The organism is uncultured Campylobacter sp. (genome assembly GCF_938030785.1).
GTDB lineage: Bacteria > Campylobacterota > Campylobacteria > Campylobacterales > Campylobacteraceae > Campylobacter_B.
The window spans coordinates 1-13,135 of the sequence record NZ_CALHIK010000012.1 but is presented as its reverse complement, the minus strand read 5'-3'; the positions used below and the strand labels follow the sequence as shown (position 1 = coordinate 13,135).

General features: G+C 48.4%; 11 protein-coding genes and 1 pseudogene. 5 read left to right on the top strand and 7 right to left on the bottom strand.

From position 1 onward, the window contains the following. From Q0438_RS00825 to Q0438_RS00810, 4 genes and pseudogenes are all read left to right on the top strand, one after another. A pseudogene (locus Q0438_RS00825) lies at nt 1–1,586 on the top strand (hypothetical protein); the annotation flags it as partial. Nucleotides 1,587–1,827: 241 nt separating this feature from the next. Beyond that, nucleotides 1,828–2,631 carry a DUF3137 domain-containing protein gene (locus tag Q0438_RS00820; RefSeq protein WP_299186228.1) on the top strand — a complete coding sequence of 268 codons (804 nt, stop codon included), beginning with the start codon at nt 1,828–1,830 and terminating at the stop codon, nt 2,629–2,631. Continuing rightward, nucleotides 2,624–2,779: a hypothetical protein gene (locus Q0438_RS00815; protein ID WP_299186225.1), complete on the top strand. Its 156-nt coding sequence runs from the start codon at nt 2,624–2,626 to the stop codon at nt 2,777–2,779. The genes Q0438_RS00820 and Q0438_RS00815 overlap by 8 nt, the downstream gene beginning before the upstream one ends. Nucleotides 2,780–3,072: 293 nt before the next feature. Continuing rightward, a complete protein-coding gene (locus tag Q0438_RS00810) occupies nt 3,073–3,258 on the top strand; it encodes a hypothetical protein (protein WP_299186221.1) in 186 nt (61 codons plus the stop codon). A 114-nt stretch (nt 3,259–3,372) separates the two neighbouring features. Here Q0438_RS00810 and serA read toward each other — a convergent pair whose 3' ends face one another. From serA to pheS, 6 genes are all read right to left on the bottom strand, one after another. Further along, nucleotides 3,373–4,950 (bottom strand): phosphoglycerate dehydrogenase, encoded by a 1,578-nt coding sequence (gene serA, locus Q0438_RS00805; protein WP_299186219.1) that lies wholly within the window; start codon nt 4,948–4,950, stop codon nt 3,373–3,375. A gap of 54 nt (nt 4,951–5,004) precedes the next feature. Beyond that, entirely contained in the window at nt 5,005–6,672 is a 1,668-nt protein-coding gene (locus tag Q0438_RS00800; protein ID WP_299186217.1) for a 30S ribosomal protein S1, read from the bottom strand. A gap of 112 nt (nt 6,673–6,784) precedes the next feature. Then, nucleotides 6,785–7,621 carry a 4-hydroxy-3-methylbut-2-enyl diphosphate reductase gene (locus tag Q0438_RS00795; RefSeq protein ID WP_299186215.1) on the bottom strand — a complete coding sequence of 279 codons (837 nt, stop codon included), beginning with the start codon at nt 7,619–7,621 and terminating at the stop codon, nt 6,785–6,787. Further along, nucleotides 7,611–8,885 carry a 3-phosphoshikimate 1-carboxyvinyltransferase gene (gene aroA / locus Q0438_RS00790; RefSeq protein WP_299186213.1) on the bottom strand — a complete coding sequence of 425 codons (1,275 nt, stop codon included), beginning with the start codon at nt 8,883–8,885 and terminating at the stop codon, nt 7,611–7,613. The genes Q0438_RS00795 and aroA overlap by 11 nt, the downstream gene beginning before the upstream one ends. Beyond that, nucleotides 8,882–11,212: a phenylalanine--tRNA ligase subunit beta gene (gene pheT, locus Q0438_RS00785; RefSeq protein WP_299186211.1), complete on the bottom strand. Its 2,331-nt coding sequence runs from the start codon at nt 11,210–11,212 to the stop codon at nt 8,882–8,884. The genes aroA and pheT overlap by 4 nt, the downstream gene beginning before the upstream one ends. Continuing rightward, on the bottom strand, nt 11,209–12,204 hold the full coding sequence (pheS, locus tag Q0438_RS00780) for a phenylalanine--tRNA ligase subunit alpha (protein ID WP_299186208.1): 996 nt from the start codon (nt 12,202–12,204) through the stop codon (nt 11,209–11,211). The genes pheT and pheS overlap by 4 nt, the downstream gene beginning before the upstream one ends. A gap of 128 nt (nt 12,205–12,332) precedes the next feature. Between pheS and Q0438_RS00775 the strand changes: the two genes are divergently transcribed. Further along, the gene (locus tag Q0438_RS00775) at nt 12,333–12,689 is read left to right on the top strand and encodes a histidine triad nucleotide-binding protein (RefSeq protein ID WP_299186205.1); all 357 of its coding nucleotides are present in this window, start codon (nt 12,333–12,335) and stop codon (nt 12,687–12,689) included. Nucleotides 12,690–12,951: 262 nt separating this feature from the next. Here the strand turns inward: Q0438_RS00775 and Q0438_RS00770 are convergent. After that, nucleotides 12,952–13,135: ferritin-like domain-containing protein (locus Q0438_RS00770; RefSeq protein WP_299186202.1), on the bottom strand; the 184-nt coding region annotated here is incomplete at its 5' end.

Genomic DNA, 13,135 nt, shown 5'->3' with positions numbered 1-13,135 from the left:
AAGCCAAGCAGCCAAATATGGGCTCTGCGCGCAAATCAAACCAAAGATCGGTCGGAGATATCGTTTCGGAGGCAACTGCGCAGGCGCAAAAAAATATCGCCGCTTCGGATGCTATCGCGCAGATCAATAAAGCCGCCAAAAAGGACGCGCAAGCAAAAGGTGATCCCGCAAATTCCAACCGCTTCGGCAGCGAAAGCTTAGAGAGCGCCGCGAAAAACGGCGAAAAAGCCGCGGCTTCTTTAGGCGATGATTCAAGCTTAGCGCAAAACGGAGGCGGCAGGAGCGCTGCGATAAATTTTAACGATTCCGCAAATTCTGCGCCGTCTGTAGATAAAGATACGGGCGAAAATTTTGCGGCGAGACGAGATAATTCTTTAAATTCCTCGCATTCTACGCAAAATCTCGCGACTCCGCCCGAAGAGAGCTCTTTAAATTTAGCGCAAAATAGCGCGAGCAAAAACGGCGCCGTATCCGGTAGCGGCGACATTTCAAGCGAGCCGCACGACGAGATCGCGCTGGGGTTTGTCGCGCAAAAGACGGTTGATTTTATGAAAAGCCTCAAAACGGCATTTCGCGCAAGCAGCGAGCATGCAAGCGCAAGCACCGTCCTATGGGTTCTAGCACTTTCTTTTATATACGGCTTTTTCCACGCGGCGGGTCCGGGGCACGCAAAGCTGCTAACTGCGAGCTATTTCTTAGCCCATGGCGGCAGCTACGTCAAGGCCTTCGGATTTGCCCTTAAAATCGGGCTTCTGCACGTCCTAGGAGCGCTCGTTTTGGTAAGCGCGAGCATGTTCGTGTTACAAAACGTCGCAGGCCTCGTTTCCACGAATTCCGCCTCGATCACTACGAAAATTTCGGCACTTCTGATCATCGTCATAACGGCGCTCATCATCTACGATAAAGCTCGCCGCGTAAGATCGGGCACCGGCCACGATGCGGGCTGCTCCTGCGCCGCTTGCGCTTCCGCCGCAAACACCGCAGAAACGGACTCCCGCTTAAAAAATACGGCATTTACAAACGCCGGGGATTCCGCTCACGCAGCGTCAAAGAGCTATAAATTTTCTAAATTTAATATTCAAAGCGGCGAATCCGCGCAGTATTTGGATACTAAAAATTTAGGCGCCGCGGCGGCAGAGTCAAATTCGGATTCAAATTTAACCGCAAATTTAGAGGAAAACTCGCCTAGACAAAACGGGCAAAAACAGGCTTTAAATTCTGCAAATTTAAAAAACCAAACCTCATCTCGCTCGCTGCAAAATGGCGCGACCTGCGGCGGCGAGAAAGGGCGAGAGTGGCTTATCGCGCTTGCGGCGGCGCTCGTGCCCTGCCCAGGTACGATCCTTATTTTCGTGCTTGCCTTCAGCCTCGGAAGCTTCGCACTTAGCGTTGCGAGCGCGCTTTTCATCGGTTTTGGAATGAGCGTCGTGATATTTTTAGCCGCACTTTTCGGCGCGAAAGCAAACGAGCTTAGCTCAAAACGGCTCGTAAGCCTGAAACTTTATGTCGAATTTTTGGGACTTTTCGTGATGTTTGGGCTCGGGATTTTTATGTATTTCCTCTCAGACAACCTCAGGGTGCTGTGATCGCAAAATTTAAACGTAAATTTACAAAAGCGGCTCGCGTGAAATATAAATTTACACGATACATTAAATTCTAATCGAGTGCGGATCTAATTTAAAAGAGTAAGATTTTAAAATTTTACGCCGCGCGGACTGCGTAAATTAAATTTCGATCTCGACTATTTAATTATGCGGCGGAATTCGCTCTTTATAAATCACGTTAAATTTTGCTACAATACGGGCGAAATTTTTCTCAAGGATAGATATGTCGCCTTCTTTGCAAGATGCTATTTCACAGACTTTAATCGAACAAAAAGCGTGCGCTAGAGTTTTTAATAGATATTACTACCTCAGTATAGCCGCCTTTTTTGCGGTCCTGTTCGTATTAGTGTTTCTAAACGGCGTTAAAGCAGACACTCCTCTAATAAAAATTGCCGAATTTTCGAGCGTCTTGATCCTTTTTCAGATCTTTTGGATATTTCTTATGCATTGCGCCAGTCAAGAAAGCGAAGCGGAAATTCGCTACTATAAATTTTACAAAGAGATATTCGTCCGCGCCGTAATAAACGATATAGATGCCGGTTTAAAATACGATCCATATACCGGCATGCAAGAAGAGGAATTTCAAAAATTTAGAATTTATAGGAAATCTAGGATCAAAAGCGAGGATCGGATTGCGGGCGCGCACTGCGGGATTAAATTTAGCCTAAGCGAGGTACATAGTAATGGTAGGTTTTACATGAAAACGGATAATCCGCTCATAGCGGCGATTATGTTGATCAAAATATTCTATGATAACTATATGGACTTTGACGGCAACGTACTGATCTGCGAGCTCGCGAAAAAAACCTCGGGCAAAACGATAGTGGTAAGCAGGGAGCTAAACGCCAAGATCTTCGGCGAAAAAGAGATGATGGACGATGTGGATTTTATGCGCGATTTTCGCGTGTTTGCGGATGACAAAGTAGAAGCGCGCTATCTGCTAACGCCCGCGTTTATGGAGCGTCTGCGCGAAATAAATCGCGAAACGAGCGGCGAGTTTAGCTTGAGCACGGTTATTTATGGATGAGCGCTTATATCTATTTTTAAACGGTGCGCCCGATCTTTTTGAAACTACGCTTTTTGATAGACCCGCTAGCATAGAGCTCGCGCGCGAATACCAAACGCAGATCCGCAAAATTTTAAGCCTAATCGAAACACTTAAACTCACAAATTAACAGAGCACATTACGGCTGATTTTGCATCGACTAAATTTAGGCCGAGCGAAATTTTCACAGAAGCGTACTTTCTACAAAACGTAAAATTTAATCAGCGGCGCAATCTCTCGGCGGCTGCCTAAATTTAAACGGGCGATACGATTAGAGAGATGAAGCGGCTGTCGCGCATAAATTTGAAACAAAAGCGCCCGCGTCTCGTAAAAATAAAATTTTACCGCGCCTTGTATCGCGACACAGTGCTTTGAGTGCCAAACCTGCATAGCGGCAAAATTTAATCGGCAGCGCCCGCGATTATGAAATTTAAAGCGGCTCTGCAAGGACGAAATTTAAAATTTAAAAGCAAGCCCGCGGCGAGAGTTAAATTTATCGCGCGCGCGGCGTTTACAAAAGCCGCGAGCCAAAGCATATCTGCCGAGCGTATGCCGCAACATATCGCAAGCGCTGGTTTGCACGTTACGTCAAATTCCGCAAAATCCTAGCCGCGCATTCCCGCATCGCCTCATCAAACGCCGTCATGGCTGAAATTGTAAATTTAAATCATAAAGAATTGGATGAGGCGAAATTTAAAATTCCGCCTCCTAAGCGAGAAAAGATTAAAGCGCCGCGTAGCGCACCATTAGGCAGGTTTGAAGCGCCGCCAGCTTATCAAGCGTGCTTTTTTGTACTTCGGAATCGACCAAAATGACCGCCAAAGCGTCCCCCTCCTCGCCTCTGCCTAGGCGGAAGTCCGCGATATTGATGTTTTCGTCGGCTAGGATCGTACTTACGGATTTGATAACGCCCGGTACGTCGGTGTTTTTGAAGATTATCATCTTGCCTTTCGGCTTAAAATCGGTCTTAAATCCGCCGATATTTACGATACGCTCCTCGCTGCCGTCAAAGACCGTACCCGCGACATTTGAGATCGCCTCGTCGGTCATAATTTTTACCGCGATCTCGCTTTTATAGACGCTGTTTGCAAGCTCGCCGAAGCTCGTCTCGATCCCCTTTTCATCCGCAAGAAATTTAGCATTGACGTAATTTAGCGAATCACCCAAAGAATCGTGCAGCGCGCCTACGATGGCAAAAACGAGCATCGATTTTAGATACTGCACTACCTCGCCGCTGCCCTCGATCGTGATCGATTTGATCGGACCCTTGTTGATCTGCGCCGCAAGATAGGCCATTTTCGAGACTAAATTTATATACGGCTCGATACCGCGCGGCAGATCCTCGAGCTTAAGCGGCAAATTTAAAGCGTTTGGATAGTTTAAGCCGCGTGCTGCGCTGATCGCCTGCTCCGCGGCTTCCCTGGCGATATTGCTTTGCGATTCGAGCGTGTTTGCTCCAAGATGTGGAGTCACGCTCAAATTTTCGATATCCAAAAGCTCATGATCGGTCGCAGGCTCTTTGTCGAAAACGTCGATGCCGAGATACGCGATCTTGCCGCTGCGTAGATTGTTTGCGAGCGCTTTTTCATTATATAGCCCACCTCTAGCGCAGTTTATTAGGCGCACGCCGTCCTTCATCTTCGCTATTTGCGGCTCGTCGATCATATTTATCGTCTCTTGATTTTTCGGCGTATGGATCGTGATGAAGTCGCAAGATAAAATTTCATCGAAATTTTTCGTATATTTTACTCCGAGCTTCGTGGCTTTTTCGGGTTCGATATACGGATCATAGGCGATGACGTTCATCCCAAACGCAAGCGCGCGCACCCCCACGCGCGAGCCGATGTTTCCAAAGCCGATAATGCCGAGACTCTTTTTATAAAGCTCGGTGCCGTACCATTTCTCGCGTTTCCAAATTCTATCAATTTTCAGATCGTTGCAGGAATTTACATATTTGCGCGCCGCATTTAGCAGATGGCACATGGTCATTTCAACCGCGGCGATGGTATTTGCGGTAGGTACGTTCATCAAAATAATGCCGCGCTTGGAGCAGCCGTCGATGTCGCAGTTATCCACACCCACGCCCGCGCGCACTATCGCTTTTAGCTTGGTGCCTGCGTTTAGAAATTTCTCATCCACCGCCGTAGAGCTTCTGGTAATCGCGACGTCAGCATCGCCTAAAATTCCGTATAGCTCGCTCTTGGGCACGCTCGTGGCGTCGATTACTTTAACGTCCGATTCCTGCTTAAGCAGATCAAAACCGATTTTGTGGATTGCGTCGCAGACTATGATAGTTTTCATTAAATTTAACCTTTTGAAGTGGATCCGCAAGGCGGGGATGCCTTGCGGGAGTAATTATTTATTTAGTTGATCTTTGATTAGATCCCCTAGGCTTTGCTTCTCGTCATCGTTGCTATTGATCTCGTTTAGCGCCTCGCGCTCCTTCTGATGAGCCAGCCTGCGCACACTTAGGCGGATTCTATTTTTCTTCTCGTCGATGAAGGCAATCGCAGCTTCAATCTCGTCGCCCACTTTTAGGCTATCTACGCTTACGTTGCCAAGATCTTCCTTGCGAATAAGCGCGTCGATACCGCCTCCAAGCTCGACAAAAATTCCGAACTCTTTAATATCGCGGATCTTGCCTTTTACGACATCGCCTTGATTGTGGCTCTTGGCATAATCGCTAATAGGGCTATCGCCGAGCTCCTTGTGATTTAGAGAAATTTTTTGAGTATCTTTGTCGATCTTAATGATTTTAACTTCGATCTCGTCGCCCACTTTGAATAAATTTTTGCACTTCTCGCCGCGATCCCACGAAGCGTCCTCGTTATGCAAAAGTCCCTCTACGCCGTCGATCCTCACAAACGCGCCGAAATTTGTAATCGTAGTGACGCTGCCTTTTAGCACGTCGCCCACTTTGTATTTAGCAACGAACTCGTCAAACGGCTTGGTGAGTAAATTTTTAAGGCTCACGCGCAATCTGCGCTCGCTAGGGTTGATCTCTACGACCTCGACGTCGAGCTCCTCGCCCTCGCTGATGAAATCTTTCGGATTTTTGATATTTTTATCCCACGAAATTTCGCTGATATGCAAAAAGCCCTCGATGTCGTTGCCAAGATCGACAAACGCGCCGTAAGGCTCGATATTGCTTACTTTTACGCGGATAGTATCGCCCACTTCCAGGCTATCTTTGATCTCGTTCCAAGGATCAGGCATCGCCTCTTTGATCGAAAGAGAGAGGTGTTTTTTATCGTTGTCGTACTTGATAACTTTAACCGGAACCTTATCGCCCTCTTTGTAGAGCGAGCTTGGATTTACCGGGCCTTTGTATGAAATTTCGCTGTAGTGTACGAGTCCGTCCACGCCGCCTACGTCTACGAACATACCGTAGGTAGTGATCTTTTTAACGATACCCTCGATGATGCCCTCGGTAGCGACTACCTTTTCGATCGCCTCTTTACTTGCTTTGCGATCCTCATCAAGCAGCTTCTTGCGCGATACGACGACGCTTTGCTCGTCTCTATCTACTTTGATGATCTTTACTTTGAAATTTTTGCCGATGGCGCCGTTTGGGTTTTTAAGCGCGCTTTGCGAGCGAGGCATAAAAAATTCCACGTCGTCTGCGTTAGCGCAAACATAGCCGCCCTTATTAAACGATAAAATTTTAACATCATAGATATTTTCTGCGTTTTCATCATAAGAGTCGATGAACGCTTTTACTTTTTCCTTCTTTAGAGCCTTTTTATACGATACGACCGGGCGACCGCCTCTGCTTCCGATAATAGCGACTTTGATGTCATCTCCTACGTTAACCTGCGGGTTTCCTTGCTCGTCGCTAACCTCGGCGGCGTCTAAAATGCCCTCCGACTTCCTGCCTACGTCTATGAAAACCTCGCCGTCCTTAAGGGCGATAACCTTACCTGTGACGACCTCGTCGCGAGACTTTTGGGCGTCATACTCCTCTAACAATGTCGCAAAATCTTCCTCTGCGTGGTTTTGAACCTTCTCGTTCACCTCAGCCATATGCTTCCTTTAAATTTATTTGTGCTTTTTTGAAAAGAACTAAAATGTGTGATTCTAGCTAAAATTTGCTTTCGATTTGATAAATTTCTAAGAGTAAATTTGATAAGAGGGCTTATAAATTCTGCGTTAAATTTTCGATTCTCGCTACCACTTTTTTGATGATCCAATCAGGCGTGCTAGCTCCTGCGGAGATGCCGCAGAGGCTTTTGTTTTCAAACCACGAGCGCTCAAGCTCGCTTTCGTTTTCTATAAGGTAGCTGTCTTTGCAAAAATTTTGTGAAATTAAAAAAAGCTGCTTGGTGTTGGAGGAATTTTTTCCGCCTACGATTATCATCACGTCAGCCTTTTGCGACAGACTCTTTACGGCCTCTTGATTTTCCAGCGTCGCATTGCAAATCGTATTAAAAATTCTCAGCTCCCTCGCGCGCTGCATCAAAAAATCCGCGATTTTGGTAAAATTTTCTATCTTTTTCGTAGTCTGCGAAACGAGCGCGACACGAGTCCCAAGCTTGATCTGTAGTAGCTCCGCGGGCTCGAGCACTACGTATACTCTTCCTTTGGCGTAGGATTTCACGCCCTTTACCTCGGGATGGTTTTTATCGCCGAAGATCACGATATCATAGCCCTCCGCGCTCATCTTTTCTACGATCTGCTGCGGCTTGGTCACGAAGGGGCAGGTAGCGTCGATGAGCTCTTTATTTTGTGCCTTTAATCTTTGCAGATCGTCCTTTTGGATGCCGTGGGTGCGGATGATGAGTTTTTGCTCGTCAGTGATCTCGCCAACTCCCTCCAGGGTTTTGACGCCGAAATTTTGCTTTAAACGGTTAATCTCTTCGGCGTTATGTATCAGTTCGCCGATCGTAGCGGCCTCGCCAGCGCTTTCTGCGATCTTGATCGCGCGCTTGACACCGAAGCAAAAGCCGTAGCTTTTGGCCATCTCAATCTTCAACGCCGGCTCCGATCTGTCTTAAAATCGCGGCGAAATTCGGAAACGACGTCGCGATACAATCGCTATCTTCGATAATCATCCCAGATCTTAAGCCCAAAATCGCAAAGCTCATCGCGATGCGGTGGTCTCCGCACGGCGTGATAATCGCCGCGTTCGTCTCGCCGCCTTCGATCTGCCAGCCGTCCTGCAGCTCGCGCGCTTTGATGCCGCAGGCGCGAAGCCCTTCGCAGGTTACCTTTATGCGGTCGCACTCCTTTACGCGCAGCTCGGCGGCATTTTTAAGCACGCTACTTCCTTGCGCACAGGCAAAAGCGATAGCAAGCGCCGGCGCCTCGTCTATCAGCCACGAGATATTTTCGCTAACCTCCACGGCGTGAAGCGGTGCGTAAGCGACCTCTATATCGCCGATCTGCTCGTAAATTTCGCTCGTTTTATTAAATTTAACCTCGGCACCCATACGTTTTAAAATTTCATACGCCTCTATGCGGGTTTTGTTTAGCAGCATATTTTTTAGCACGATGCGCGAGCCAGGAATTATCGCTGCGGCGACCGCAAAGAAAAACGCCGAGCTGGGGTCGTTTGGGATAAAAATTTCAAGCGGTTTGAGCGGCGAGCTAAGCGGCGCGACTTCGATCGCAAGGCCGTTTCGCGAAATTTGCGCGCCCATCGCTTTTAGCATCCGCTCGCTGTGATCGCGACTAAGCTCAGGCTCGCTAAACTTGCACCCGCTACCGCGCAAAGCCGCTAAAATTAGAGCGGTCTTGACCTGCGCCGACGCAATCTTGCTCTCGTATTCAAAATACCCAAGCTTTTGCCCTAGCACCGCAATCGGCGCCTTTTCGCTGCCTTGACGCCCGTAAATTTTAGCGCCTACTTTGCAAAGCGGATCCGCAACGCGCCTCATCGGACGCTCGCTTAGATAGCGATCGCCGCACAGCACGAAAAAGCCCTCGCATCCCGCCAAAAAGCCCATAAATAGCCGCATCGCCGTACCCGAGTTGCCGCAATCAAGCGGAACGTTAGGCTCTTTGATAGCGGCGGGAGGAGTGATTAAAATTTCGCTCGCGTCGCGCTGCACGCAAGCACCCAAAAGCTCCACTATTTTTAGCGTATTTAGCGTATCCTCGGCGGCTAGATAGTTTGAAATTTTACTCGTCCCCTCCGCTAGCAGCGAAAAGATCGCCGCACGATGCGAGATCGATTTATCCGCGGCGATGTTTGAGATCTCCGCTCGCAAAGGGCTAGCTTGCGCAAAAATTCTCATCGCAGCCCAAGCCCCAGCTCGCTGCTAAGCGCGGCTAAAATTTTATCGGTAAAGCCCGCCACTTCCTCGTCGCAGAGCGTTTTTTGAAGGTCTTGAAATACAAGCCTGATCGTCAGGCTCTTTGAATCGCCCAGGCTTTCGTCGCCGTAAAGATCGCTCGGGATAAATTCCTTTAGCGCCTCGATTTTAAGGGCGTCTATGCACTGCTTGATCTGCTCGAAACGCATTCCGCTCGGCACCAAAATACTTAGATCGCGCGATACGCTAGGAAACTTCGAATAAGCGTCCGCTACGATATTTTTAAATTTAAGCTTGGAAAAATCGATCTCGCACAGATAGCTTTTATCCAGATCGCGCCCTGCTTCTACGGCGTAATCCACGCGCCCGATAAAGCCGACTATCTCGCCGTCCTGCTCGATCTGGGCTTGCTCGAATTCGCTTAAAAATTTCAAATTTTCGCTAGGCAGCCTGACGTTAAATTTACCGATGACGCTTTGGATTAAATTTGCAAAATACAAAAAATCCACCGCGGCGGGTTTCGCGCCGGCCGCGATAGAGGGCTCCGTCTTTAGTCCGCTAGCGATAAAGCCCAGTCTTAGGCACTGCGAACCGTCCGCATCAAACACCTCTCCTAGCTCAAAAAGCTTGACGCTTCTGCGAGAATTCTTTAAATTTCGCTCCGCAGATTCCAGCAGATGATTAATCAGCGTCGGTCTTAGCGCATCCAGCTCGCCGTTTATCGGATTTAAAATTTTAACCTTGCACGGCGCAAAGCCTAAATTCTCTAGCGCTTTTCCGTCGTCAAACACATAATGCACGCACTCGAAAAATCCTACCGCAGCAGCCTTACTGCGAAGCTTGCGCCCATTTTGTAAATTTACGTAGGTATCGTTTAGGCGGTTTTTCTCGTAGAAGCTTAGCGGCGCTGCGGCGATATTATCGATGCCTACGATGCGCACGATCTCCTCGCACACGTCGTGAGAGTTTACGATATCGTGGCGGAAAGGCGGCACCTTGGCGGTGATGAGATCGGCTTCGACGCCCACATCAAAGCCCAGCCTTTTTAAAATTTTTACGATCTTATCGCGCGGAATTTGCGCGCCGATCATTGAGTTTATCTCTTTTTCGCTAAAGCCCACGATAAGCGGCTCCAAAGCGTTTGAAACTCTTTGCGTGCCGGCATATAGGCTAACGGCGCTGTTTTTTACTAGCAATCTAAATAGCAGATCAAGCCCGGCTCTTAGCTTCGGCTCGCTGCCTCTGCTTGAGCGATACACGTGCTCGTCGCCCTTTAGGCTTTTGTCTTCGTTTACCGCTTTAGCGATGAGTAGCGGACTCGTATAGCTCGCCTCGACGATCACGGTTTTGCTGGCTGCGTTTGCTTTAAGCTGCGCATCTTGGCAGATCCCGGCTACGCCTAGAAGCTTCTGCCTCGCGTAAACGCCGAATTCGCCGTTTTTCATAGTCTTGATGTCCAGCATAAGCTTTTCCGACGCTGCGGCGATCTTTTCAAAATCATAGGCACGTAGCAGCACGCCGGTAGCGTGGGTAGCGTAATTGATGAAATTTTGCACCGCGCATCCTTGCAGTATCCCGGCGCTCGCAAGACGCAGCGTCTGCTTTAAATTTAGCTTCAGAGCGCTTTTGATCTCAAAGGCGCGAAATGCAAATTTAGCTCTTACTTCGTCGCTTGCGCGCACGCTTAAAATTCTACCGATGCCGGGCAAGCCGTCGGCGTCCTCAAAATCTTGCTTTACTTTTAGCGGCAGATCCAAGGCAGCTCCCAGATCGCGCGCTATGCCTAAGATGCTAAGGCAGTCGCCGCGATTAGCGGTAAGCTCGATCTCGATAATGTCGTCGTTAAAAATTTCATACTCGCGCAGCTCCTTGCCGAGCACGAGCTCGCCGATGCTGCTATCAAGCACCATAATGCCGTCATTCGTCTTAGCAAGCCCAAGCTCGGTCGCAGAGCAGATCATACCGAAGCTCTCCACTCCGCGAAGTTTGGCAGGCTTTATCTCAATACCGCTAGGCAGCACGGTGCCGATCAGACTAACCGCGACGTATTGCCCCGCCTCGACGTTTTTCGCGCCGCATACGATCTGCAAGCTCTGCTTACCGACATCCACCTCGCAGACGTTTAGATGATCGGAGTTTTCGTGGCGATGTTTGCTTTTTACGAGCCCTACTACGACGCCTTTAGGAAGTGAAATTTTATCGTGCGCGTCGATCTCAAGACCGATGGAATTTAGCGTAGCGGCCAGCTTCTCGCTTGAAATTTCTTTTACGTCGATCCAGTCCTGTAGCCAATTTCTCGTTATTATCATTTAAACTGCTCCAATAATCTAATATCGCCTTCAAATAGCGAGCGCAGATCGGGTATGCCGTGCAGCAGCATTGCGAAGCGCTCTACGCCGAGCCCGAATGCGTATCCGCTGACGTTTTTCCAGCCTACCGCTTTAAAGACGTTAGGATCGACCACGCCGCTGCCTAGCACCTCGAGCCAGCCCGTCTGCTTACAGACGCGGCATCCATGACCGTGGCAGAAAATACAGCTGATATCGACCTCGGTACTCGGCTCCGTAAACGGAAAGAAGCTCGGACGGAAGCGTACCTGCACGCTTCCGAACATATAGCGCAAAAATTCCTCCAAAACGTATTTTAAATTTGCGAAGCTCACGCGGTCTCCCTGCTCGACTACGAGACCCTCCACTTGATGAAACATCGGCGTGTGAGTTAGATCCATATCGCGGCGAAATACCGCGCCGGGGGCGATCATGCGCACCGGCGGAGCTTTAAATTTCTCCATCGTGCGAATCTGAACGCCGCTGGTATGCGTGCGTAGCAGCCGCCCGTCGTTCAGATAAAACGTATCTTGCATATCGCGCGCGGGGTGGTATTTAGGTAAATTTAGCGCCTCAAAATTATGAAAGTCATCCTCGATGAGCGGGCCGCTTTCGACGCTGAAATTCTGCGCGATGAAGTAGTCTATGATCTTATCCATCGTCTCCATCACCGGATGCAGCGCGCCGCAGCTTACGTTTTCGTTAAAAAGCGTAACGTCGCTCGCTTCATTTTTCATCGCCTCTTTTTGCTCCGCCTCTTCCAAGCTCGCCCTTTTTGCGGCGATGAGCTCGCTGAAATAATCGCGCTTTTCATTCGCGCTTACGGCAAGCTCTTTTTTCTGCTCGGGCGCTGCGGATTTGAGCTCGGAAAAAAGCGCCGTTATGATGCCTTTTTTGCCGAAAAGCTCCAAGCGCACGGCTTCCAGCTCGCTTAAGCTCGATGCGGCGTCGATTTTTGCTTTAATCTCTTGCAAATTCTATCCTTGTGGTTAAATTAATGGCGCGATTGTAGTTAAAATTTGATAAAAGCTAGGTAAATTTGCGTGTTTGGATTTTTTGGCTATAATCGCGGCTAAATTTCAACCTCATAAAAGGATCTAAAATGAACATCTTCGAAAAGATCGTAAACGGCGAAATCCCGTGCAACAAAGTGCTGGAAAACGACGAATTTCTGGCCTTCCACGACATCAACCCAAAAGCACCGATCCATATCCTGGCGATCCCTAAAAAATGCTACGAAAACTTCCAAGTAACGCCTCCTGAGGTGATGGCGAAGATGAGCGCCTTTATCCAAGAGGTGGCCGCGGCGATGGGGCTTGATAAGAGCGGATACCGCCTCGTTTGCAACTGCGGCGAAAACGGCGGGCAGGAGGTAATGCATCTGCACTTCCATATCCTCGGCGGAATGAAGCTACCGTGGGATCATGTAAGCGACCGCAACACGAAGGATAATTTTTAAAATTTAAAATTTTGTGGCCCTTCTTCAGAAAATTTGAACGCCGAAGCTCGCGTCTTTAAATTTAAAGACCGGAAGGCGAAACGAGCATGCTTTTTTCTAAATTTAGGAAATTTAAGCTGAATGAAATTTTGAAATTTTGAAAAATCGCGCTTCGCTCTTGCAGTAAATTTTACGAAACGAAAGCGTGATATATTGAAACTTTAATTTTAAAAGGATTAAAATTTAGACTCGGCTGCAGAAAAGCTCCGCAGCCGAAATCAGACTATTTTGAAAGCATCGAAGCAAGCATCCATAGGCGTTTTTCATAATCGCCATAATGATCCTGCGCGATGTTTGAAGTAGTATCGTCGCCCTCTGCTTCGGCTACCTCTTGAAGCTTTTTAAACTCTTCTACCAAATACTCGTAGGCTTTTTTGACGTTCTCAAGTACTTCGGTTACGCCGTAG

Coding starts and splice junctions, on each gene's coding strand:
- Q0438_RS00820 (WP_299186228.1), top strand. CDS start 1,828: ATGTCGCCTTCTTTGCAAGATGCTATTTCACAGACTTTAATCGAACAA.
- Q0438_RS00815 (WP_299186225.1), top strand. CDS start 2,624: ATGGATGAGCGCTTATATCTATTTTTAAACGGTGCGCCCGATCTTTTT.
- Q0438_RS00810 (WP_299186221.1), top strand. CDS start 3,073: ATGAAATTTAAAGCGGCTCTGCAAGGACGAAATTTAAAATTTAAAAGC.
- serA (WP_299186219.1), bottom strand. CDS start 4,950: ATGAAAACTATCATAGTCTGCGACGCAATCCACAAAATCGGTTTTGAT.
- Q0438_RS00800 (WP_299186217.1), bottom strand. CDS start 6,672: ATGGCTGAGGTGAACGAGAAGGTTCAAAACCACGCAGAGGAAGATTTT.
- aroA (WP_299186213.1), bottom strand. CDS start 8,885: ATGAGAATTTTTGCGCAAGCTAGCCCTTTGCGAGCGGAGATCTCAAAC.
- pheT (WP_299186211.1), bottom strand. CDS start 11,212: ATGATAATAACGAGAAATTGGCTACAGGACTGGATCGACGTAAAAGAA.
- Q0438_RS00775 (WP_299186205.1), top strand. CDS start 12,333: ATGAACATCTTCGAAAAGATCGTAAACGGCGAAATCCCGTGCAACAAA.